This window comes from Microbispora sp. CSR-4 (assembly GCF_008033685.1).
Classification (GTDB): domain Bacteria; phylum Actinomycetota; class Actinomycetes; order Streptosporangiales; family Streptosporangiaceae; genus Microbispora.
In genome coordinates this window covers 72,518-92,946 of record NZ_VJVX01000019.1, presented here as the reverse complement: position 1 = coordinate 92,946, position 20,429 = coordinate 72,518, and the positions used below count along the sequence as shown (strand labels likewise).

The following is a 20,429-nucleotide window of genomic DNA, read 5'->3' as shown; positions in this document are numbered from 1 at the left end:
GGACTCAGCGGGAATCCTCCGAACCCGCCCCACGCGATCTCGTCCCGATCTCGCTCAGCTCCTCCTGCAGGCGCTGGAGCTCCGAGCGGATGTAGTCGCGTGTGGCCACCTCGCCGAGCGCGATGCGCAGCCCGGCGATCTCGCGGGTGAGGTACTCGATCTCGGCCTGGTTGCGCTCGGCCGCCATCCTGTCCTGCTCGTACTGGACGCGGTCGCGGTCGGCCTGCCGGTTCTGCGCGAGCAGGATCAGCGGCGCGGCGTACGACGCCTGGAGCGAGAGCATCAGGGTCAGGAAGATGAACGGGTAGGGGTCGAACTTGTACGGCGCGAACACGTTCCACAGCAGCCAGAACCCCACGAACACCGTCATGTAGACGATGAACCGGGCGGTCCCCAGGAACCGCGCGATCCGTTCCGAGAGCTGGCCGAACGCCTCGGGGTCGTAGTAGAGCCGCAGGCGGGGCGTCAGCTCGCGCGGCTGGTCGAGGCGTTCGGTCATGGGCGCTCCCGCCAGTCCTCCGGCAGCATGTGGTCGAGCACGTCGTCGACGGTCACCGCGCCGAGCAGCCGGCCCAGCTCGTCCACGACGGGGACCGCGACCAGGTTGTACGTCGCGAGATACGACGCCACCTCGCGCACCGTGAGCTCGGGCCTGATCGGGTCCACCGTGATGTCTACCACGCTGCCGAGCAGTGTCGACGGAGGCTCCCGCAGCAGGCGCTGGAAGTGCGCCACCCCCAGGTAGCGCCCGGTCGGGGTCTCGGTCGGCGGGCGGGTCACGTACACCTGCGCGGCGATGGCGGGGGTCTGCTCCTGCTGGCGGATGTGCGCGAGGGCCTCGGCCACGGTCGAGGTCGGCGGGAGGATGACCGGCTCGGTCGTCATCATGCCGCCGGCGGTGAACTCGCCGTAGGTCAGCAGCCGCCGCACCGGCGCGGCCTCCTCCGGCACCATGAGCCGCAGCAGCCCCTCGGCCTGCTCCGCGGGCAGCTCCTGCAGGAGGTCGGCGGCGTCGTCCGGGCTCATCTCCTCCAGCACGTCGGCGGCCCGCTCGCGGTGCAGCCGGCTGAGCACGAGCACCTGGTCGCGCTCGGGCAGCTCCTCCAGGACGTCGGCGAGCCGGTCGTCGTCCAGGGCGGCGGCGACCTCGGCCATCCGCTTGGTGGGCAGCTCGTGCAGCATGTTCGCCAGGTCGGCCGGGCGCAGCGCCTCGAAGACGGCGAGCAGGTTGGCCGCGCCCTGGTCCTTCTGGATCCCGGTGAAGCCGGTGACCTCGTCCCAGTCCACGATCAGCGTCTCGCCCCTGCGCCGCGTGCCGCGGCGTATCGCGACCTTCGTGATGAGCCACTCGGACGGCCGCGGCTGCTCCATGGCGAGGTCCTGTACGGTCACCCGCTCGCCCTTGTATTCGACGGTGCGGTCGAGCATCTCCCCGATGGCCAGCGTCTCGGTGTCGCGGCGCTCGAACCTGCGCATGTTGAGCTTGCCGGTGAAGATGAGGGCGCGGGCCTCGATGCTGGTGATCCTGGTGATCGGCAGGAAGACCCGGCGGCGTGGCTGGACCTCCACGACGAAGCCGTGGACGCGAGGGAGCAGCGGCCCCCGCAGCGAGACGACGACGTCCCGGATCCGGCCGATCTGGTCGCCGGCCGGGTCGAAGACCGCCAGCCCCGCCAGGCGGGCCACGAAGATCCGATCCACTCTGTCAGGTTACGCAAGGATGCGGACCGCTCCCGGTTATGACAGGATCAAAGCCGTTTATTGGTAATTACATGGGCAGGTGACGATGAGGGCTGTCAGCCTGGCGATCGCGGGCGTCTCGGCCTTCTGCTTCGGGTTCTCCGGACCGATGGCGAAGATCCTCGGCGTGGCCGGGCTCGCGCCGCTGGAGGCCGTCTGGATCCGCATGGCGGGGGCCGGCGTGCTCCTGCTGGCGGTCCTGGCCGTCGTGAAGCCGCGCGCGCTGCGCATCCCCCGCGACCGCCTCCTGTTCTTCGCTGCGTACGCCGCGATCGCCGTGGCGGCCGTGCAGGCCCTGTATTTCGTGGCCATCACCCGGCTGCCGGTCGGCGTGACGCTGCTGATCGAGTACACCTCGCCGGTGCTGGTGGTCCTGTGGGTGCGGTTCGTCCGGCGGCTGCGGCTGCCGCGCTCGGCCTACCTGGGGGCGCTGATCGCGGTCGTGGGGCTCGCGATCGTCGTGCAGGTCTGGGAGGGGCTGCGCCTCGACGCGCTCGGACTGCTGCTCGCCCTGCTCGCCGCCGCCTGCTGCGCCGGATATTTCCTGATGAGCGATTCGTTCGGCGACGACGTGGACACGCTGGGCCTGATCGGCTGGGGCATGCTCGGCTCGGCGGTGGTCCTGCTGCCCGTCTCCCGGCCCTGGAACATCGACTGGGCGGCGTTCACCCGCGCCGCCGAGGTCTCCGGCCGCACGATCCCCGTCGCCGTGGCCGCCGTGGTGCTGGTCGTGGTGGCCACAGTGGTCGCGTACGCCACCGGGGTCACGGCCGTGCGGCGGCTGTCGGCCGCGGTCGGCTCGACGGTCGCCTCGGTGGAGGTCATCGCGGGGGCGCTGGTCGCCTGGGTGCTGCTCGGCGAGCGCCTGGGAGCCGCCCAGATCGCCGGAGGCGTCATCGTGCTCGCCGGGGCCCTGCTGGCCCAGACCGCGACCGTACGGCTCGGCTCCGAGCGCCACGCGGCCGAGACGGTGGAGACCGTACGCGTCTGATCAGGTCTGAGGGTTGATCCGAGGGGTGAGCCGTACGACGGTGGACCCCTTGGCCCAGCGGGTGGTCAGACCGGCGGCGTCGCGGGCGTTGAGGCGCTCCTTGGCCAGCGCGGCCACGGCCTCCGGGGCGGCCGCCTGGTCCACCACCTCGGCGGCGGCAGGGAAACGGACGAGCTCGGCGCCGTTGTCCTTGCTGCGCAGGACCACCTCGATCTCGCCCCGGGCGGCGGCGAGCTCGGCCAGCCCGGGAAGCGACTGCTCCTGTCCGCCGGTCACCACGTAGATCGCACCGTCGTGCCAGGCGTGCCAGGCCAGCCGGACCCCGGACGGCAGGCCGAGCCACAGCACGTTGGACTTCTTCGCGCCCTCTTCGATCACCGGCAGGGTCATGCGCCCCAGCCTAATCAGCACCGCCTGACGACCACGCTACGGTGTGCCCATGCGCGCTCGACGATCGTGCCTGGCGGTGCCCGGCAGCAACCCGCGTTTCCTGGAGAAGGCCCAGAGCCTCGCCGCCGACGAGGTCTTCCTCGACCTGGAGGACTCGGTCGCCCCCGGGGCCAAGGACGAGGCGCGCCGCAACGTCGTCGCCGCGCTCAAGGAGGGCGACTGGGCGGGCAAGACGGTCGTCGTCCGGGTCAACGACCTCACCACCCACTGGACCTACCGCGACGTCATCGAGGTCGTCGAGGGCGCCGGAGACCGGCTCGACTGCCTCATGCTGCCGAAGGTCGCGGACGCCTCCCACGTGGCCTGGCTCGACACCCTCCTCGGCCAGGTCGAGCGGGCCACCGGCCTGCCCGAGGGCGGCATCGGCATCGAGGCGCAGATCGAGGACGCCCGGGGCCTCGTCAACGTGGACGACATCGCCGCGTCCTCGCCCCGGCTGGAGACGCTGGTCTTCGGCCCGGCCGACTTCATGGCCTCGATCGGCATGCGGACGCTGGTCGTCGGCGAGCAGCCCCCCGGCTACGGCGAGGGGGACGCCTATCACTACATCCTCATGCGCATCCTGATGGCCGCCCGCGCGCACGGTCTCCAGGCGATCGACGGGCCATACCTGCAGATCCGCGACCTGGACGGCTTCCGCCGGGTCGCCAGGCGGTCGGCCGCGCTGGGGTTCGACGGCAAGTGGGTGCTCCACCCGACGCAGGTGGAGGCGGCCAACGAGGTGTTCTCGCCTTCGCAGGAGGACTACGACCACGCCGAGCTCATCCTCGACGCGTACGAGTACTACACGACGGTCGAGAAGCGGGGCGCGGTCATGCTGGGGGACGAGATGATCGACGAGGCGTCACGGAAGATGGCCCTCGTGGTGGCGGCCAAGGGTCGCGCCGCGGGCCTGTCCAGGTCGAGCTCCTTCACCCCGCCCAGCTGATCACCCGCGGCACGCGAAGAATGGACATATGAACGAACCACAGCCGGGCCCGGACCAGGCCCGCGGCCCGGACCAGCTGCCCGGTCCCTACCTGGCGCCCGGGCCGTACGCGGGCGGGACCGCCTGGCCGGCCGGCCCGCCGCAGCCGCCGCCTTCCGTGGCGGGGCCGCCTCCCGTGGCGGGGCCGTATCCCGGGCCCTATCCCGGCCCCTATCCGTGGGGGCCGCCGCCGCGTGCCCGCTGGGACGTTCCGCCTCCGCCCGGCACTCCTTACGACCGCCTGGCCCGTACGCCCTTGCACCGCTGGTGGCGGCCGATCGCCGGCACGGTGGCGATCATCGCGGCCTTCCTGGCGCTCTCGATCGTCGTCGGCCTGGTGGCCTTCGTGGTCTCGCTCGTCACGGGCGTGCCCATGGCGCGGACGGGGACCCGGCTGTTCGCCGACCCCGTCCTCGACCTCGGGTTCCAGCTGGGGGTCATCGCGCTGCTGCTGCCGCTGGTGCTCGGCGCCGCGTGGCTGTTCCAGCGGCGGCCGCCGGGATCGCTGTCGTCGGTGGCGCTGCGGCTGCGCTGGCGGTGGCTGGGGGCCTGCCTGCTGGTCGCGCTGGTGGCGGTCGTGCTCGGCCAGGCGGTCGAGGTGGGGACGCTGATGTTCGCCGGGGTCGATCCCGGCTTCAGATGGGCGGGCTGGGATGAGTTCCTCCCGGCCATCATCGTGATCCTGCTGCTGGTGCCGTTCCAGTCGGCGGCGGAGGAGTACGCCTATCGCGGCTGGATCATCCAGGGGTTCGGAGCGTACCTGCGCACTCCGTGGCCGGGGATCCTGGTCGGCGCGGCGGCCTTCGCGGCCTCACACGGCTACACGGGCTGGGGGATCCTTTACGTCTTCGCGTTCGGCATGCTCATGGGGTGGCTGGCGGTCCGTACGGGCGGTCTGGAGGCGCCGATCGCCCTGCACGCGACCAACAACGTCGTGGCGTTCGGAGTGGTCGCGGCCTCGGGGGACATGGGAAGCGCCCTCGAACAGGGCGAGGTGCCCTGGGAGTCGCTCATCGGATCGGCCGTCCAGTTCGCGGTTTTCGGCATTGGTGTGCTGATAATCGCCCGAAAGTGGGCAATTCAGACTCTCTCCCGATAAATCTCACTAGAGAGGTATGGTCCCCGCGCGCTTCCCGTGTTGCTCTGGATTCGTGTTGGGGTATCACTGTGATCGCTTTGCCGTACGACAGGTGGAACGGTCCGGATTGACCTCTCCGGGGAGGAGGTGCTGAGTGTGACCTCAGGCCCCCACGAGCACGAGCGCGACCACCGGCGCGACGCCGGCGAACCCTCCTCTCTGCCCCCGCCGGAGCTGCATCACCGGCCGCCCGTCCCGTCCCCGTGGGCGCTTCCGCCGTTCGCGGCCCCTATTCCCGAGGACGCGGTTCCCGAGGACGCGGCTCCCGACGACACAGGCCTCGACGACGCAGCCCCCGACGACCCGGCCTTCAACGACGCGGGCGAGCCGGCGGACGACGAGGACACCCGGCCCTACCGCAAGATCGCCGGATCGCACTCACGCGACCCGGACTTATCCGGCGGCATCTGGGCTCCGCGCCCAGGATCGGACGCGGCCCACGGGCCCAGGGCGGGCCGCAATCCGTACGCCGCGCCGTACGGGACGGGCGAACCGCGCCACAGCCGCTCCGGCGGCCGAAGACCCGGGGACCCCGGCGGGCCCGGTGATCCGGGCGCCCCCACGACCTGGCACGGCGAGGGTGCCAGGTCGGCGGGGGAGCCGGTTCAGGAACCGGTGCAGGAGCCGGTTCAGGGGCCGGTGCGGGAATCGGCGCAGGAGGACGGCCCGCGTCGCCGGATCGTGAACCGGCCGGACAAGCTGGTCGCCTCCGGCCCGCCCCGGCCGCGGCGGGCCCAGATCCCCCGCGAGAACCCCGACGGCCCCGGCGCCCCCGAGCTCGACACCCCACCGTCCGGACCGCTGCGCGAGCACGTTCCCCCGGAACAGGTCCACCCCCCGGAACAGGTCCACACAGAGCATGTGTGGACGCACATGCCGCCCGAGCCCGCCCCCCGCTACGGCCTGGGGGAGTCCGGCGGCATCCGCATGAGCCCCCAGATCCCGGTCGAGCCCGAGCACGACGGCCCGCCCGTCGGCCCGCCCGTCGAGCCGCCTGTCGAGCCGCCTGTCGAGCCTGGCGAGCCGGTCGGGCCCGCCGAGCCGGTCGAGCGCATCGGGCGTCCGCCGGGGGGCCGCCCGGCCCGGTCCGACGTGCTCGTGGCCTCGGGCCCGCCCCGGCCGGGCGGCGGACGCCGCCACAGGCGGGTGCTGCCCCGGCGGTTCCCTCCGCGCCTGCCCCCGATGGTGCGGCCGGCGATGATCGCCGTGGTCCTCGTGGCGGCCGCCGTGCTGGGCGTGGTCGTCGTCAGGTGGGCGGGCGGGCCGTCCACGGCCGGGCTGCGCCTCGCCGCGGGCGACGGCCAGTCGGGCGACGCCGCGTTCTCGGCCCCCGGGCTGCCGGGCAACGGCTCCAGCCAGGTGCTCAACGCGTTCGCCGCGGCGGGCGCGACGGTGGTGGCGGCGGGCAGCGACACGACGAGCCCGCTCACCCGGCCGCTGTTCCTCGTGTCCGCAGACGGAGGCGCGCACTGGCAGACGGGCCGGGTCGCCGACGCCCCGGGCTACGAGTCCGCGCCCGGGGCGGTCGGCAGGGTCGCGGGCGGCGACGGCCGCTGGCTCGCCGTCGGCACCGACGCGCCCGGCTCGGCGGGCCCGGCCGCACGCGGCATGTGGGTCTCGTCCGACGGCCGGTCCTGGACCGCGGTGGACCCCGCCCGGCTGACCGCGTTCTGGAGCCAGGACCGGATCACCGACGTGGCGCGGACCGCGACCGGCTTCCTCGCCGTGGGCGCCACGACCCTGCGGGACGGGACGGCGGGCCCGGTCGCCTGGGTGTCGCCCGACGGCGTCGGCTGGACGAGGGTGGACAGCGACCAGATCGGCACCCCGGACAAGATCAGGGCGATGCGGGCGGTGGCCGCCAGGGGCGACCGGGTGGTGGCGCTCGCCGACCCGGGCTCGGGCGACTCCGTCTCTGTCGTCCTGCGCTCCGACGACGGCGGCCGCACCTGGCTGCGTACGGCCGCGGCCCTGGCGGACGTACGCGCCGAACCCGGCGCGCTGGCCGTCACGAAGAAGGGCTTCGTGCTCGTGCCCACCCGGCAGAAGTCGGACGCCGGCGAGGTGCGGGTCTACTGCTCGCCCGAGGGCGCCGACTGGACCCAGTGCGGCACGATCGGGCCGCTCGGCGCGGAGGGGACGGGCGTGCGCGGCCTGGCGGCGTCGGCGGCGGGCCTCGCGGCGGTGGCCGAGTCGGGCTGGGAGCGGTATGCCGTCTACACCAGCCAGGACGGGCGCAAGTGGACCAGGAGCGCCGATCTCGGCGCGATCCCCGGCACGCTGCGCGGGCTGGCCGTCACCGACGCCGGGGTCCTCGTGGCGGGCGGTGACAAGCGCGGGCCCGGCGACGTGGAGAACCTCCCCGTGCTGATCACGGCGGGGAAGGGCGAGGCGGCGCGCGCCGTGCCGCTCAAGGAGATCGCCGGGCTCAACCGGCTCGCCAGGGACACCGCGGACGTCGCGGCCTCCGGCGGCACCTTCGTCGCCGTGGGCGCGGCCAACGGCGACGCCGCGATCTGGACGAGCGGCAACAACGGGGCCAACTGGAAGGACGCGGTGTTCCCCGACCTGCTGGGCGGGCCGGGACGCCAGGCGCTCAGTGGCGTGGCGCACGGCCCCAAGGGGTGGCTCGCCGTCGGCAGCACGACGACCGACCCGGCGGTGACCCGGCCGCTGCTGGTCACCTCGCCCGACGGGAAGAGCTGGCGGCCCGGTCCCGCGATCGAGGTGCCGGCGGGCCACTTCCTGCTCGCGCCCGCCGTGGTGGCCGCCGGGCCGAAGGGCTACGTCATGGCGGGGGAGGACAGGTCCGCCACGGGGACGCTGCCCGCCCTGTGGTTCAGCCCCGACCTCAAGCGGTTCACCCGTTCCGCGCCGGGCAGCATGCCCGCCGGAGGGGCGGGCGTGCGCCTCTACGACGTCACGGCGACGCCCGGCGGGTTCATGGCGGTCGGCGGGTCGGGCACGGCCGACCGCGAGACCGGGGTGGTCTGGGTCTCCTCCGACGGGGTCAACTGGAACGCCCGCGGCCGGGTGCTGCCGCCCGAGACCACCTCGGCCGGGCTGCGTCACGTGGTCGCGACCGAGGCGGGTGTGGTGGTCGTCGGCACCGCGATGACCGACGACGGCCCCCGCCCGTTCTCCGCGCTGTCCACCGACGACGGCGCGAGCTGGGAGTACGGCATGCTGCCCGCCGACGCCGCCGCCTCGGTGCTCGACCTGACCGCGACCGGGCGGGGGCTCGTCGCCGTCGGATCGCATCGGTCGCCTGAGGAGGGCGGCGAGACCGACAGCGCCGCGTGGGTGTCCGAAGACGGGGTGGACTGGGCGCGCCGGACGCTCACCCAGGACGGCCTCGGCGGCCAGGGGGCGCAGTGGCTCGGGGCGGTGGCGGTCTCGGGTGACCGGGTGGTGGCCGTCGGCAGGTCGGCCGGCTACGCCGACGACCACCTGACGATCTGGCGCAGCACGGTCACGCAGCACTGATCACGGAGCCCCGATCACCGGGCCCCGATCACCGGGCGCCGATCACCGGGCGCCGATCACCGGGCGCCGATCACCGGGCGCCGATCCCGGAGACGATCCCCCATTCGGTGAGAGCGTCGACGAGGCCGTCGGTCAGCGGGAGCCGCGCGAGGTCGGCCGGCGCCCACCAGCGGGCGTCGGCGGCGTCGTCCCCGGCGACCGGCACGCCGGAGGCGGTCGCCACGTAGTCGTGGATCTCGAAGGTCGCGCCGCCGGGGGCGGGCCGCAGCACGGTCCCCGCGAGCCGTACGACGGCGACGTCGAGGCCGGTCTCCTCGCGCAGCTCGCGGCGCAGCGCCTGCTCGTCGGTCTCGCCGGGCTCGACCCGGCCGCCCGGCAGCGACCACAGCCCCTCGCCGGGAGGGCGTCCCCGCCGCACCAGCAGCAGCCGCCCTTCGGCGTCGGAGACGATCGCGCCCACACATCTGATGCACCGCACATCACCAAGATTACGACTAGATAACGGGCAGACTCTTGACGTACGGACATCACGGAAGCACCGTGAATATTTGTGAGAACCGCGCCAACATGTCCGCGGTGCTTCGGGCCGCTACACGAACCGAACGTCTGGTCGAGTTCCTGGCGATGCGCCGCTCACGGTGACGTCCTGCCCTACCAGCCGCCCCGGCGGCCCTCTGAGGCCGCTCTGGAAGCCCTGTGCGAGGCGGCGCGGGTGCCCGTCTGGCTCCCGTGGCCGCTGCCCTCCGGATGGCTGGTGACCGGCTTCGGGGAGGTGGGTGACGAGCGCACCGGCGTGAGGGCGAGCGTCGTCGCCCTCTCCGGTCCCTCGGTCACCCAGGGCCCCGCCGACATGCTGCTCATCGCCGAGGAGCCCGGCATCGGTCTCGGGGCCGCGTACGCCGGGCTGCCGGGCCCGGACCCCGGCGCGGGCTTCGACGCCGGCCCCCCGCACGCCAAGATCGACGCACGCGGCCATCCGACGGCGCTGTGGTGCGCGGGGCGGGGAGTGCCGGGAGACCGGGCCGTCTATGTGGGCGAGGCTCTCGGCAACTGGTTGTGGACGGTCGCCTGGCCGGTCGAGGCCGGTTGCTTCATCGCCCTGGCCAACCTGTCGCTGCGTGACCTGCGAGACCAGGACCAGGCGCTCGACCTGCCGTTCGGCGCCTTCTCGCCGCGTCTCGACGGGGATGTCTGAACGGCGGGCTGGATCCGCGAGAAATAGTAAGGTTCTGAGCCGTGACAGCGCGCATCGAACGAGTGGTGACCTCGGGCCTCGTGGACATCGAGGGCGACGAGCACAAGGTCGAGAACAACACCTGGATCGTGGGCGACGACGACGAGGTGATCGTCATCGACCCGGCGCGAGACGCCGACAAGATCCTGGAGAAGGTCGGCGACCGCGAGGTCCTCGCCGTCATCTGCACCCACGGCCTGCCCGACCACGTGGGCGCCGCGATCGAGGTGGCGGCCAGGGACGAGGCCGTGATCGCCGTCCACCCCAAGGACAAGCGCCTGTGGAGGCAGACCTGGGAGGAGACCTGGCCCGACATCGACATGGAGGACGAGGGGTTGTTCTCCGTGGCCGACGTCGAGCTGGAGGTGCTCGCGACGCCGGGCGTCACGCCGGGCGGCGTCTCGCTCTACTGCGAGGGCCTCGGCGCGGTCTTCACCGGCAAGACTCTGCTCATGGACGGCCCCGGCAAGCTCGGCGGGGAATACCCCGCGCTCGCCGACCAGCTCACCTCGATCGGCGAGCGGCTGTTCACGCTGCCCCACGAGACGAGGGTGCTGCCCGCGCACGGCGAGGAGGGCAGCATCGGCGACCTGGAGCCCGAGTTCGACCGCTGGCTGTCGGGGTCGCTGACCGGCGCCCAGGAGGCCGAGGCGGCGCCGCCGCCGCTCGTGGACGGCACCGCGGCGTCCGGCATCAAGCTGAACCTGGACGAGTAGGACCGTGGAGCAGCTCGGCCTCGACGGCATGCCGAGGCGGCTCTACACCTGCACGCCGTCGCGCCTGAACACCTGGCTCGACTGCCGGCGTCGCTATCGCTTCACCTATCTCGACCGGCCCGCCCCGCAGAAGGGGCCCCCGTGGGCGCACAACAGCGTGGGGGCCTCCGTTCACAACGCGCTGGCCGCGTGGTGGCGGGAGCCGTACGACCGGCGTACGCCGGTCATGGCGGCCGTGCTGCTCACCAACGGCTGGATCCGCGAGGGGTTCAGGGACGAGGAGCAGTCGGCCGCGTGGCGGGACCGTGCCCGCGTGATGGTCTCCTCCTACGTCGCCACGCTCGACCCCGGCGACGAGCCGGTGGGCGTCGAGCGCACGGTCGCCACGCGCACGTCCGTCATCGCCGTCTCGGGCCGGGTCGACCGGCTCGACCGGCGCGGGGACGAACTGGTCGTGGTCGACTACAAGACCGGCCGCCGCCCGCCGACCTCCGACGACGCCCGTTCGTCGATCGCGCTCGCCGTCTACGCGATCGCGTCGTCCCGCATGATGCGCCGCGCCTGTCACCGGGTGGAGTTACACCACCTGCCCACCGGGACGGTCGCCGAGTGGGAGCACACCGACGAGTCGCTCGCCCGTCACCTGCGCCGCGCCGAGGACATCGCGACGGAGGCGGCCGACGCCGACGACGCCTACCGTGCGTGGGCCGGACGCGGCAGCAAGGGCGTGCCGGCTCCACGGCGGGAGGCCGGCGCCGGGCCGGTCACAGGGCCGGTCACGGGGCCGGTCACAGGGCCGGTCACGGTGCCGCCTGAGATCGCCCGGCTGTTCCCGCCGGAGCCGGGCCCCATCTGCTCGTGGTGCGACTTCCGCCGCCACTGCCCCGAGGGGCGGGCGGCCTCCCCGGACCGGCTGCCCTGGGACGGCCTGGCGGAGACGCCGGTCAGCCCGTCGCCGTCCGCCCCGGACGCCGCCGAGGATCGACCAGCGCCCTGAGGCCGTTGCCGACGTCATATCCGGCGGCGCCCAGGCGTTCGCGTGAGGCCCGCAGCATCGCCCTGGTGCCCTCGTCGAGCACCTGCTGGTGCACGGCGTCGGGGATCGTGTTCATGGCCAGCCGGAAGGCCCGCAACGCCGCCGTCACGGCGATCTGCGGCACCTCGGGCAGCGCGCCGTACATGCGGCGGGCCCAGCCGGGCAGCGTGTAGTAGCACAGCGCGCCGAACGGGAAGTAGACCGGCTTGGCCGGGGACAGGAAGCGCATGCTCTCGGGCAGGCGCGGCCAGAGCAGGAACCGCACGGCGGCGGCCGACTCGGGGATGACCCGCAGGACCGGCCGCATCCGGGCGAAGTAGTCGTTCATCTCGGCGACCGTGCCGGGCACGTCGTCGGCGTGGAGCCCGACATACGTGGCGCTGCGCCGCTGCTCCGTGAGGTACTGGTCGGCCTGCCCGTCGTTGATCGGGACGCCCGCGCGGCGGACGACCTCCAGGTAGGACATCACCTCGGCGCAGTGGACCCACAGCAGCAGCTCGGGGTCGTCCACCCGGTGGGTCCTGCCCGTGTCGGGGTCGCGGATGCGCAGGGCCCGGTGGATCGCGCGCACCCGCCTGCCGATCTCGTCGGCCTCCTCGGGACTGCCGTACGTCACACGGCCCACGAAGTCGGCCGTACGCCGCAGACGGCCGAAGGGGTCGTCGCGGAAGTTGGAGTTCTGCCACACGCCCCGCATCGCCAGCGGATGCAGGGCCTGCAGCATCAGGCCGCGCACGCCCGCCACCCACATGGTGCGGTCGACGTGGACCAGCCACGTCGCCGATTCCGGGGGCTGGGCGGTCAGGCCGCCGGTCGCGGGCATGGCGGCCGGGTCATCCGTGCTGGTGCTGGAGCAGCCGGCTCTCCGCCGCGTTCCAGAACCGGGTCAGGGCCGCCGCGGTGGTCTCGGGGGCCTCGACGGCCGGCGAGTGGAGGGCCCCGGGCACCACGACGCACTCCGCGTCGAGCCTGCGGGCCATCTCCGCCTGCAGCACCGGGGGCCAGCCGTCGTCGTGCTCGCCGTACAGGACCAGGAGATCGAGGTCGCACTCGGCCAGCTCCGCGCAGCGGTCGGGGGCGCCGAGCACCTCGTGCGCCATCGCCACGAGACCGGTGGGGTGGTTGGAGAGCAGCCGCTTGCGCAGGAACGCCACGATGTCGTCGGGGACGCCCGCCGCCAGGGCCTCGGGCTCCATCCGGTTCGACCACATGTATTCGAGGCCGTACTCCGGAAGCTCGGCCAGCAGGACCCGGCCCATGCGCTCGCGCGGCCCGACGATGCCCGCGGGGCCCGAGCTCATGAGCGTGAGCGAGGCGAGCTTGGTGGTGCCGTTCAGCGCCGTCTCGCGGGCGACCAGGCCGCCGAAGGAGTGGCCGAGCAGGTGGACGGGCTCGCCCTGGCCGACCACCGCGGCGAGCGCGTCGATGTCCGCGCCCAGGGCCGCGCACGAGTACGCCGCCGGATCGTCCGGGCCCGGCGTCTCGTACTGCCCGCGCATGTCGACCGCGATCACCTTGCGACCGGCCTGCGCGAGCGTCTGCAGCACGGCGATGAAGTCCTCCTTCGACCCCGTGAAGCCGGGGACGAGAAGGGCGGGCCAGCGCTCGGGGACACCGCTGACCGGAAGCGCTTCGAGCACCGCGAACGAACCGAGCGGCGTCTTGATCTGCTCACTGCTGACACCTGGAGGAAGCGTCAGGAACCGTGGCGTGCTCACGAGGCCTCCTTCACCTCACCCCGGATCCCGGGAACCGATGGGCCGGACCGGCCCCACGTCCTGGACCGTCTGCTGAAGGCTCGCTCACTCACGTGGCATCACGATACCCAGGGAAGATCCCAGCGACACTACCGAAGCGACTATGAGGGTTTCGGACGGTCATTGCGCATGCCTCCTGTCCAGGTCATACCCACTGTGGGCAAAGCAGCCCTCAAAGAACTGGGGCAGGAAGAGCGCCGGTTGTCCGGTGCTCCTCCTGCCCCTGCGGTCGTGCTCATCGCCGGGCGGGCCTGTGCCGGCCCCTCACCCCGTACGGCGGGGCCGTGGCCGGGGCGGGCGGCGCCGCTGCTGGGCGCGCTCGGTCGCGGCGGACGGCGCGGGATCGTCGTCATCGGTCGCGAGGTCGGGAGACTTGAACACGATCATGAACGGGCTGGCCGGGATGATCCGTTCGGGCTCCGGCTTCGGAGCCGGCCGCTGCTCGGCGGGCTCGTCGGCGATCTCGCTGACAGGTGCCGCCACCGTCGGCTCCGCCTCCACCGGGAGCGCCTGGTCGGCGCTGTCGGCGGCGCGGCTCCTGCGGCGGCGGGCCGGGCGCTCCTCCACCTGCTCCTCGGCCGCGGCCGAGGCCACGGGCGCGGGCGCCGGGTCGGCGGCGCGGGCCCTGCGGCGGGTGGTCCTGCGCGGGGCCGCCTCCGGCTCCGTCTCCGGTCCGGCCTCGACTTCGGAGCGGGTCTCCGCGTCGATCACCGTATCGATCACCGTGTCGCTCACCGTGCCGGGGGCCGTGTCGTCCGCAGGGGACGTCACGGCCGAGACGTCGGCCAGCGCGCCGGTCAGGGCCGCCGTGTTCGCGCCCCTGCGGCCACGACGCTTCGGCGCGGCCTCGGCGGTGGCCTCCACAGGTGCCTCCACCGTGACCTCGGCAGGGGTTTCCGCGAGAGCCTCCACGGGAGCCTCCACCGGCGCCTGGGTCTCCGGGGAAGCCGCGGCGTCCTTGAGCCGGCCGCCACGGGTCCGCCGCCGCTCGCGGGTGCGGGCGGGGCGCTCGCGCCGCTCCTCGGCAGTGTCACGGGCGTCGTCACGGGCGTCGCCCCGGGCGTCGCCCCGGCGGGACTTGCCACGGGAGCGAGTGCGCCCGGTCTCCCCGAGGTCCTCGATCTCCTCGGCCTCCAGACCCGCCCGGGAGCGCTGGGCGCGCGGGAGCACGCCCTTGGTCCCCTCGGGGATGTCGAGGTCGGCGTACAGGTGCGGGGAGCTCGAATAGGTCTCGACGGGCTCGCTGAAGTCGAGCGAGAGGGCGCTGTTGATGACCTTCCAGCGGGCCAGCTCGGTCCATTCGACGAAGGTCACCGCGACGCCCGTGCGGCCCGCCCGGCCCGTACGGCCGATCCGGTGGACATAGGTCTTCTCGTCCTGCGGGCAGTCGTAGTTGACGACGTGGGTGACGTCGTCGATGTCGATGCCGCGCGCCGCGACGTCGGTCGCCACCAGCACGTTGATCTTGCCGTTGCGGAACGCCCGCAGCGCCTGCTCGCGCTGGCCCTGGCCGAGGTCGCCGTGGACGGCCGCCACCGCGAAGCCCTTGTCCTTGAGCTGCTCGGCGACCATGTCGCAGGCACGCTTGGTCTCGCAGAAGACCATCGTGAGCCCGGCGCCCCTGCTCTGCAGCAGGCGGGCCACGATCTCGATCTTGTCCATGCGGTGCGTGCGATAGACGTGCTGCGTCGTCAGCGTGGTCGTCTCGGCCTCGGCCGTGCCGCTCTCCGCCCTGACCCGGGTGGGCCGGGTGAGGTAGCGGCGGGACAGGTTCACGATCTCGCCGGGCATGGTGGCCGAGAACAGCATGGTCTGCCTGTTCTCCGGCACCAGCTTGATGATCCGCTCGATGTCCGGGAGGAAGCCGAGATCCAGCATGCGGTCGGCCTCGTCGAGGACGAGCATGGTGATCTGGCCGAGGTCGAGGTGCTTCTGCTTGACCAGGTCGAGCAGCCGCCCCGGCGTGCCGACGATCACGTCGACGCCGTTCTTGAGCGCCTCGATCTGCGGCTCGTACGCGCGCCCGCCATAGACGGTGAGGATGCGCGACCCCAGCTTCCCGGCGGCGAGGACCAGGTCCTCGGTCACCTGGAGGGCCAGCTCGCGGGTCGGGACGAGGACGAGACCGCGTGGCTTCTTGCGGTTCTTCCTCGGCTTGCCGACGAGCTGCAGCATGGCGACGCCGAAGGCATAGGTCTTGCCGGTGCCGGTGCGCGCCTGTCCGATGACGTCCTGGCCGGCCAGCGCCAGCGGGAGCGCCATCTCCTGAATTGGGAATGGTGAAGTGATGCCCTCGGTCTCGAGCGCATCGGCGATCTCCGGGATGACTCCCAGGTCTCGGAACGTCGTTGTCAGCGTGGCCTGCCTCAATCAGTGCGAAGGCGACCCTCCGGGACAGCCGGCCGGCAGAGCCTCCCCGGTCCGGGTCCTCGCGGACAGTCACGCCCTCGTCGTGAATCAGCGACCGCGGCATCCAGTGGTTCCTGGGGTCCGGGGGTTGGCCCCGGATCGACACAGGGATCGATACGGTGAGTGACACAGTCTCGATCCACACAGTGCGGTCGCACTTCCACGAAGCAGTCTACTCGATACCACAACACGGAACCGATTTCTGCGTCTTCTCGCTAAAAGCTCTTGCTGCGCCGGTCATGAGCGAGGGCTCCGGCGGGAAAGCCGGGGAGCCGTACGCTGCACCCATGAGTGATTCCTCTCCCGGGATTGTGGACCTGCTCGGCGTCCTCGCGTACGCCGAGCTCACCGCCTTCCTCCGGCTGGCCGAGGACGCCGCCCTGCTGGCTCCGACGCTGAACGACAGGGCCGCCCTCGGGGACGTGGCCGCGACCGAGTACGGGCACTTCCGGGTGCTGCGCGACCGGCTGGCTTCGCTCGGCGTCGATCCGGAGGAGGCCATGGCCCCCTTCGTGGAGGCGATCGACGCCTGGCACGCCCAGACCAGGCCGAAGGACTGGTACGAGGCGCTGATCAAGGCGTACGTCGGCGTGGGGATCGCGGGCGACTTCTACCGCGAGGCGGCCCGGCAGGCCGCTCCCTCGATCAGCGCCCTGGTCGAGGAGGTGCTGGCCGACGAGAGCCGCGGGGAGTTCGCGGTGGAGCGGGTGCGCGCCGCGCTGGAGGCCGACCCGCGGCTGCGCGGCCGCCTCGCGCTGTGGGCGCGCCGCATGGTCGGCGAGGCGCTCAGCCAGGGACAGCGGCTCGCCGCCGCCCGGCCGCAGCTCGCCGCGCTGCTGGTGGGCGAGGAGGGCGAGAACCTGGCGGAAATCGGGCGGATGTTCGCCAGGCTGACCGAGGAGCACGGCAAGCGGATGGCCGCGCTCGGCCTCACCCCCGGGCCGTGATCTTCACGGGTTCGCGCGGGGGTCGCCGGTGCGGCGCTTCGCATCCGCGATCCCCCTGACCTGGCCGGAATCCCCGGACGGCGAGGATCGGGAGGGCGGGGAACAGGTCGCGGGCACCGGCCGGTCCTGCGTTCATGGGTCGCGCACGTGCCAAACGGATGTACGGTGCGAGCATGAGGGCCTCGCGCCGCTACGGCACTTCCTTGACGAGATGTGGGCCGAACCCCTGGACTCCGCGTGCGGTGTTGCGGAGAGGAAGCGCGGGCTGTCCGACGATCAGCGGGAGGCGGGATCCCCATCACGCGGATCTGACCCGCCGTCCCCGCGGATGCGGTTACGGACGCTCCTGACCTCGCACGCACCCGATCCCGGGTGGAATGAATCATCGCCGGCCGCCGGGACGGCGCGCGTTGTGGGCGCGTGCCGTCCCGGCCGGCCGGCGGCGATGACGGAGGTGCTCAGAGCGTGCCGCCGAAGCCGACCGGACGCGTCACGTCCTCGCCGATCTCGACGAACCCGAGCGAGGCCACGGGGACGAGCACACGGCGGCCCTTGGTGTCGGTGAGGGAGAAGACGCCCTTCTCGGAGGCGAGCGCCTTGCGGAGTTCCTCCTCTATCTCCTCGGCCGACAGGTCGGTCTCCACCACGAGCTCACGGTGCACCGACTGCACGCCGATCTTTATTTCCATCGGGCTCCCCTTTCACGAGGGCTGGTCCCTACCCATCGTCGCCGCCGCAGGGAGCGACCGGCTCTGTGATCGCGTGAAGCGAACAAGATTCCGGTCAGCCGGTGCGCGGGAAACCGCTGATCCCCCGCCAGGCCAGGCGCGCCATCAGCTGGGTCGCCGCCTCCTTGGGGATCGAGCCGTGGCTGCTCAGCCAGTAGCGCGCGCTCACCTCGGCCATGCCCACCAGGCCGACGCCGAGCAGGTGCGCCTCGTCGCTGGAGCAGCCGGTGTCCTCCTGGATCACCCGGCTGATCGCCTCGGCGCTCTCGTGCAGCGAACGCTCCATCCGCTGCCGTACGGGCGCGACGTTGCGCAGGTCGGATTCGAAGACGAGCCGGAACGCCTCGCCCTGGCTGGAGACGAAGTCGAAGAAGGCGCCGATGGCGGCCTGCACCCGCTGCTTGTTGTCGGTGGTGGACTCGAGCGCCTGCCGGCACCGGCTCACCATGTCGTCGACGTGCAGGTCGAGCAGCGCGAGGTAAAGCTCCAGCTTGCCCGGGAAGTGCTGGTAGAGCACCGGCTTGCTCACACCGGCCCGCTCGGCGATCTCGTCCATCGCCGCCGCGTGGTAGCCGTTCTCCACGAACACTTCCTGCGCCGCGCTCAGCAACTGGCGGCGGCGGGCCATCCGGGGTAGCCGGGTGCCCCGGGGCTTGGCGTCCGGGGTAGCGGTCACGGCAGTCTCCTTGCAAGATGCGCATCGGGGGCTCCCGCCCCGCGGCCTCATCCTACGTGTCGGTAAATCGGATCAGCGATAGTCGTCGTCATCGAGGTCGACCGTACGCTCCTGCTCGGCCACGTCGGCCGGGTCGGCGTCGAACGGGACGTGCTCGGGCCAGCGCCTGTCTTCGGCCACCTTGACGAGCTGGTGCTGCTCGACCGCGTCGGCCTCCGGCGCCTCGATCGAGATCTCCTCGGCCGTCTCGTCGAGGGGGTCCATCTCAGGCATCTGCTTGTCCTTCCGTTCGACGGTCGGCTGCGACAGGTCCACACTACGGCCAGGGCGGCGGCGCAACTACGCGGTGAGGGGTGCGAACAGGTCGCCGTGTTCCGCCACGCGCTCCAGCACGTCGGGCGCGGTGAACACCAGCCGGTCGGGGCTGTCGCACGCCTCGACCTCCTCCCACAGCAGGGGGGTGGACACGGCCGGCCGCCCGGCGGCGCGCAGCGAGTAGGGCGCGACCGTCGTCTTGGCCGGGTTGTTCTGGCTCCAGTCGATGAAGACCTTGCCGGGCCGCTCCTTCTTCGCCATCACGCTCGTCACGAACGGATGCTCGGCCTGCATCCGCTGAGCGAGCGCCTTGGCGTAGCCGGAGGTGTCCGGGCCACGGTCCCATGGGACGTAGAGCTGCATGCCCTTCTGGCCGCTGGTCTTGGGGAAGCTCTCCAGGCCGTCGTCGGCCAGGGCCCGCCGCAGCAGGACGGCGACCCGGCAGCAGTCGACGATCGTGGCGGGGGCGCCGGGGTCGAGGTCGAAGACGAGCGTGTCGGGCGGCTGCGGCTCGCCGTCCTTGGCCACCCTCCACATCGGCACGTGGATCTCCAGGGCGGCCAGGTTGGCGTAGTAGACCAGGGTCGGCAGGTCGTCCACGACCGCGAAGTCGATCTCCTCGCGGTTCTTCGTGCTGCCCGGCGCGGGCAGGGTCACCGTACGGACCCAGTCGGGCGTGTGCTCGGGGGCGTTCTTCTCGTAGAAGAACTGGCCGTCGACGCCGTTCGGATAGCGCTTGACCGTGAGCGGGCGCCCCTTGAGGTGCGGCAGCAGGGCCGGTGCGATCCGGGTGTAGTAGTCGATCACCTCGGCCTTGGTGAACGCGGCGTCGGGATAGAGCACCTTGTCCAGATTGGTCAGGACAAGCCGGCGGCCCTCCACCTCCACCCGCACCTTCTCCGTCATCGCAGCTCCTCCCGCCGCACCTCCGCCGGGATCTTGTCGGGGCGCAGGCCCCGCCAGACCGGGTTGCGCAGACGGCCGTCACGGGTCCACATGGTGAACGCCACCTCGCCGGCCAGCTCGGGCCTGACCCATCGGGCGTTCCGGGAGATCTCCCTCGGAAGCCCGTCAGAGAAGGGGCTCTGCCCGATCTCGAGCGGCTCAATCAGGCGGAGGACGTCGCCGAGCATCGCGTCGGTGAACCCGGTGCCCACGTGGCCGACGAAGAGGAACCCGGCAGGGGACGGCCCGGCGTACATGCCGAGCAGGAGCGAACCGACGCCGCCCGCCCGGCGGCCCTTGCCCGGGCGCCAGCCGCCGACGACCACCTCGGCGGTGCGCAGGTTCTTGATCTTGATCCACCACTCCGCCCTGCGCCCCGGCCGATAGGGGGAGTCGAGGCGCTTGGCGACCACGCCCTCCAGTCCCTGCAGCCGGGTCGCCTCCAGCACCGCGGGTTCGCAGGGGAGGTAGGGCGGCGCGCCCAGGCCGAGCGAGTCGAGCAGCGCCCGCCGGTCCAGGTAGGGGAGGTCGAGCAGTGTGCGCCCGTCGAGATGGAGCAGGTCGAAGGGCAGATAGGAGACCGGCAGCCGGCCGAGCAGGTGGGCCGCGGCGGGATCGGTGACGTGCATGCGTCTTTGCAGCCGGGCGAAGCTGGGCCGGCCCTCGGGGTCGAAGGCCACCACCTCGCCGTCGACCACCGCCCTGCGCCCGGCCAGCGGGGCCATGGCGGCGGAGATCTCGGGATAGCGGGAGGTGAAGTCGGCGCCGTGCCGCCCGGTGACCCGCACGCCGCCGTCGACGTACGCGAGTGCGCGGATGCCGTCCCACTTCACCTCCAGCGCGTACGCGCCGGGGTCGGAGGGGATTTCTCCTGGAATGGCAAGCATCGGCTCG

20 protein-coding genes are annotated in these 20,429 nt (G+C 72.6%); 8 read left to right on the top strand and 12 right to left on the bottom strand.

The window, feature by feature from the left end; translation table 11 throughout:
- Nucleotides 1–4 precede the first annotated feature (4 nt).
- Nucleotides 5–499, bottom strand: a complete 495-nt coding sequence (locus FLV34_RS16470) for a DUF1003 domain-containing protein (RefSeq protein WP_142651766.1) — start codon at nt 497–499, stop codon at nt 5–7.
- The gene (locus FLV34_RS16465) at nt 496–1,701 is read right to left on the bottom strand and encodes a CBS domain-containing protein (RefSeq protein ID WP_142651767.1); all 1,206 of its coding nucleotides are present in this window, start codon (nt 1,699–1,701) and stop codon (nt 496–498) included. Before FLV34_RS16465 ends, FLV34_RS16470 begins: the two co-directional genes overlap by 4 nt.
- Before the next feature lie 85 nt (nt 1,702–1,786).
- Here FLV34_RS16465 and FLV34_RS16460 point away from each other — a divergent pair, with 85 nt between their 5' ends.
- Entirely contained in the window at nt 1,787–2,731 is a 945-nt protein-coding gene (locus FLV34_RS16460) for a DMT family transporter (RefSeq protein ID WP_147943497.1), read from the top strand.
- Here FLV34_RS16460 and FLV34_RS16455 read toward each other — a convergent pair whose 3' ends face one another.
- Entirely contained in the window at nt 2,732–3,121 is a 390-nt protein-coding gene (locus FLV34_RS16455; RefSeq protein WP_261985800.1) for a hypothetical protein, read from the bottom strand. It abuts the gene before it with no gap.
- Between the two features lie 49 nt (nt 3,122–3,170).
- Between FLV34_RS16455 and FLV34_RS16450 the strand changes: the two genes are divergently transcribed.
- The 3 genes from FLV34_RS16450 (at nt 3,171) to FLV34_RS16440 (ending at nt 8,772) form a co-directional block, all read left to right on the top strand.
- Nucleotides 3,171–4,109 carry a CoA ester lyase gene (locus tag FLV34_RS16450; protein WP_142651769.1) on the top strand — a complete coding sequence of 313 codons (939 nt, stop codon included), beginning with the start codon at nt 3,171–3,173 and terminating at the stop codon, nt 4,107–4,109.
- A 28-nt stretch (nt 4,110–4,137) separates the two neighbouring features.
- Complete coding sequence (locus FLV34_RS16445; protein ID WP_147943496.1) at nt 4,138–5,247, top strand: CPBP family intramembrane glutamic endopeptidase; 1,110 nt, start codon at nt 4,138–4,140, stop codon at nt 5,245–5,247.
- 135 nt (nt 5,248–5,382) lie between these two features.
- Entirely contained in the window at nt 5,383–8,772 is a 3,390-nt protein-coding gene (locus FLV34_RS16440; protein WP_147943495.1) for a sialidase family protein, read from the top strand.
- Between the two features lie 70 nt (nt 8,773–8,842).
- On the opposite strand, the gene FLV34_RS16435 is transcribed toward FLV34_RS16440, so the two are convergent.
- The gene (locus FLV34_RS16435) at nt 8,843–9,250 is read right to left on the bottom strand and encodes an NUDIX hydrolase (RefSeq protein ID WP_147943494.1); all 408 of its coding nucleotides are present in this window, start codon (nt 9,248–9,250) and stop codon (nt 8,843–8,845) included.
- Between the two features lie 72 nt (nt 9,251–9,322).
- Here FLV34_RS16435 and FLV34_RS16430 point away from each other — a divergent pair, with 72 nt between their 5' ends.
- From FLV34_RS16430 to FLV34_RS16420, 3 genes are read left to right on the top strand one after another with little or no spacing between them, the layout of a single operon-like run.
- Complete coding sequence (locus FLV34_RS16430) at nt 9,323–9,967, top strand: DUF6758 family protein (RefSeq protein ID WP_147943493.1); 645 nt, start codon at nt 9,323–9,325, stop codon at nt 9,965–9,967.
- Between the two features lie 41 nt (nt 9,968–10,008).
- Nucleotides 10,009–10,722, top strand: coding sequence for an MBL fold metallo-hydrolase (locus FLV34_RS16425; protein ID WP_142651774.1), 714 nt, complete (start codon nt 10,009–10,011; stop codon nt 10,720–10,722).
- Between the two features lie 4 nt (nt 10,723–10,726).
- Entirely contained in the window at nt 10,727–11,719 is a 993-nt protein-coding gene (locus FLV34_RS16420; protein ID WP_147943492.1) for a PD-(D/E)XK nuclease family protein, read from the top strand.
- Here FLV34_RS16420 and FLV34_RS16415 read toward each other — a convergent pair.
- From FLV34_RS16415 to FLV34_RS16405, 3 genes are all read right to left on the bottom strand, one after another.
- Nucleotides 11,667–12,581, bottom strand: coding sequence for an oxygenase MpaB family protein (locus FLV34_RS16415; RefSeq protein WP_142651776.1), 915 nt, complete (start codon nt 12,579–12,581; stop codon nt 11,667–11,669). The genes FLV34_RS16420 and FLV34_RS16415 overlap by 53 nt on opposite strands.
- A gap of 10 nt (nt 12,582–12,591) precedes the next feature.
- Complete coding sequence (locus FLV34_RS16410; RefSeq protein ID WP_147943491.1) at nt 12,592–13,476, bottom strand: alpha/beta fold hydrolase; 885 nt, start codon at nt 13,474–13,476, stop codon at nt 12,592–12,594.
- A gap of 303 nt (nt 13,477–13,779) precedes the next feature.
- A complete protein-coding gene (locus tag FLV34_RS16405) occupies nt 13,780–15,777 on the bottom strand; it encodes a DEAD/DEAH box helicase (RefSeq protein WP_222709531.1) in 1,998 nt (665 codons plus the stop codon).
- 434 nt (nt 15,778–16,211) lie between these two features.
- Here FLV34_RS16405 and FLV34_RS16400 point away from each other — a divergent pair, with 434 nt between their 5' ends.
- Complete coding sequence (locus FLV34_RS16400; protein WP_142651779.1) at nt 16,212–16,871, top strand: ferritin-like fold-containing protein; 660 nt, start codon at nt 16,212–16,214, stop codon at nt 16,869–16,871.
- Nucleotides 16,872–17,329: 458 nt separating this feature from the next.
- On the opposite strand, the gene FLV34_RS16395 is transcribed toward FLV34_RS16400, so the two are convergent.
- From FLV34_RS16395 to ligD (FLV34_RS16375), 5 genes are all read right to left on the bottom strand, one after another.
- Complete coding sequence (locus FLV34_RS16395) at nt 17,330–17,560, bottom strand: DUF3107 domain-containing protein (RefSeq protein WP_142651780.1); 231 nt, start codon at nt 17,558–17,560, stop codon at nt 17,330–17,332.
- Nucleotides 17,561–17,654: 94 nt separating this feature from the next.
- Nucleotides 17,655–18,275 (bottom strand): TetR/AcrR family transcriptional regulator, encoded by a 621-nt coding sequence (locus FLV34_RS16390; protein ID WP_142620227.1) that lies wholly within the window; start codon nt 18,273–18,275, stop codon nt 17,655–17,657.
- A gap of 72 nt (nt 18,276–18,347) precedes the next feature.
- Complete coding sequence (locus FLV34_RS16385) at nt 18,348–18,548, bottom strand: hypothetical protein (RefSeq protein WP_142651781.1); 201 nt, start codon at nt 18,546–18,548, stop codon at nt 18,348–18,350.
- A gap of 66 nt (nt 18,549–18,614) precedes the next feature.
- Entirely contained in the window at nt 18,615–19,496 is an 882-nt protein-coding gene (gene ligD, locus FLV34_RS16380) for a non-homologous end-joining DNA ligase (RefSeq protein ID WP_142651782.1), read from the bottom strand.
- Entirely contained in the window at nt 19,493–20,422 is a 930-nt protein-coding gene (gene ligD, locus FLV34_RS16375; RefSeq protein ID WP_261985799.1) for a non-homologous end-joining DNA ligase, read from the bottom strand. The genes ligD (FLV34_RS16380) and ligD (FLV34_RS16375) overlap by 4 nt, the downstream gene beginning before the upstream one ends.
- Between the last annotated feature and the right edge of the window lie 7 nt (nt 20,423–20,429).

What these genes read in the sequence shown, in the direction of transcription:
- ligD (WP_261985799.1), bottom strand. Translation starts at nt 20,422, where the DNA reads ATGCTTGCCATTCCAGGAGAAATCCCCTCCGACCCCGGCGCGTACGCG.
- FLV34_RS16470 (WP_142651766.1), bottom strand. Translation starts at nt 499, where the DNA reads ATGACCGAACGCCTCGACCAGCCGCGCGAGCTGACGCCCCGCCTGCGG.
- FLV34_RS16450 (WP_142651769.1), top strand. Translation starts at nt 3,171, where the DNA reads ATGCGCGCTCGACGATCGTGCCTGGCGGTGCCCGGCAGCAACCCGCGT.
- FLV34_RS16460 (WP_147943497.1), top strand. Translation starts at nt 1,787, where the DNA reads ATGAGGGCTGTCAGCCTGGCGATCGCGGGCGTCTCGGCCTTCTGCTTC.
- FLV34_RS16385 (WP_142651781.1), bottom strand. Translation starts at nt 18,548, where the DNA reads ATGCCTGAGATGGACCCCCTCGACGAGACGGCCGAGGAGATCTCGATC.
- ligD (WP_142651782.1), bottom strand. Translation starts at nt 19,496, where the DNA reads ATGACGGAGAAGGTGCGGGTGGAGGTGGAGGGCCGCCGGCTTGTCCTG.
- FLV34_RS16405 (WP_222709531.1), bottom strand. Translation starts at nt 15,777, where the DNA reads ATGGCGCTCCCGCTGGCGCTGGCCGGCCAGGACGTCATCGGACAGGCG.
- FLV34_RS16445 (WP_147943496.1), top strand. Translation starts at nt 4,138, where the DNA reads ATGAACGAACCACAGCCGGGCCCGGACCAGGCCCGCGGCCCGGACCAG.
- FLV34_RS16400 (WP_142651779.1), top strand. Translation starts at nt 16,212, where the DNA reads ATGAGTGATTCCTCTCCCGGGATTGTGGACCTGCTCGGCGTCCTCGCG.
- FLV34_RS16395 (WP_142651780.1), bottom strand. Translation starts at nt 17,560, where the DNA reads ATGGAAATAAAGATCGGCGTGCAGTCGGTGCACCGTGAGCTCGTGGTG.
- FLV34_RS16455 (WP_261985800.1), bottom strand. Translation starts at nt 3,121, where the DNA reads ATGACCCTGCCGGTGATCGAAGAGGGCGCGAAGAAGTCCAACGTGCTG.
- FLV34_RS16415 (WP_142651776.1), bottom strand. Translation starts at nt 12,581, where the DNA reads ATGCCCGCGACCGGCGGCCTGACCGCCCAGCCCCCGGAATCGGCGACG.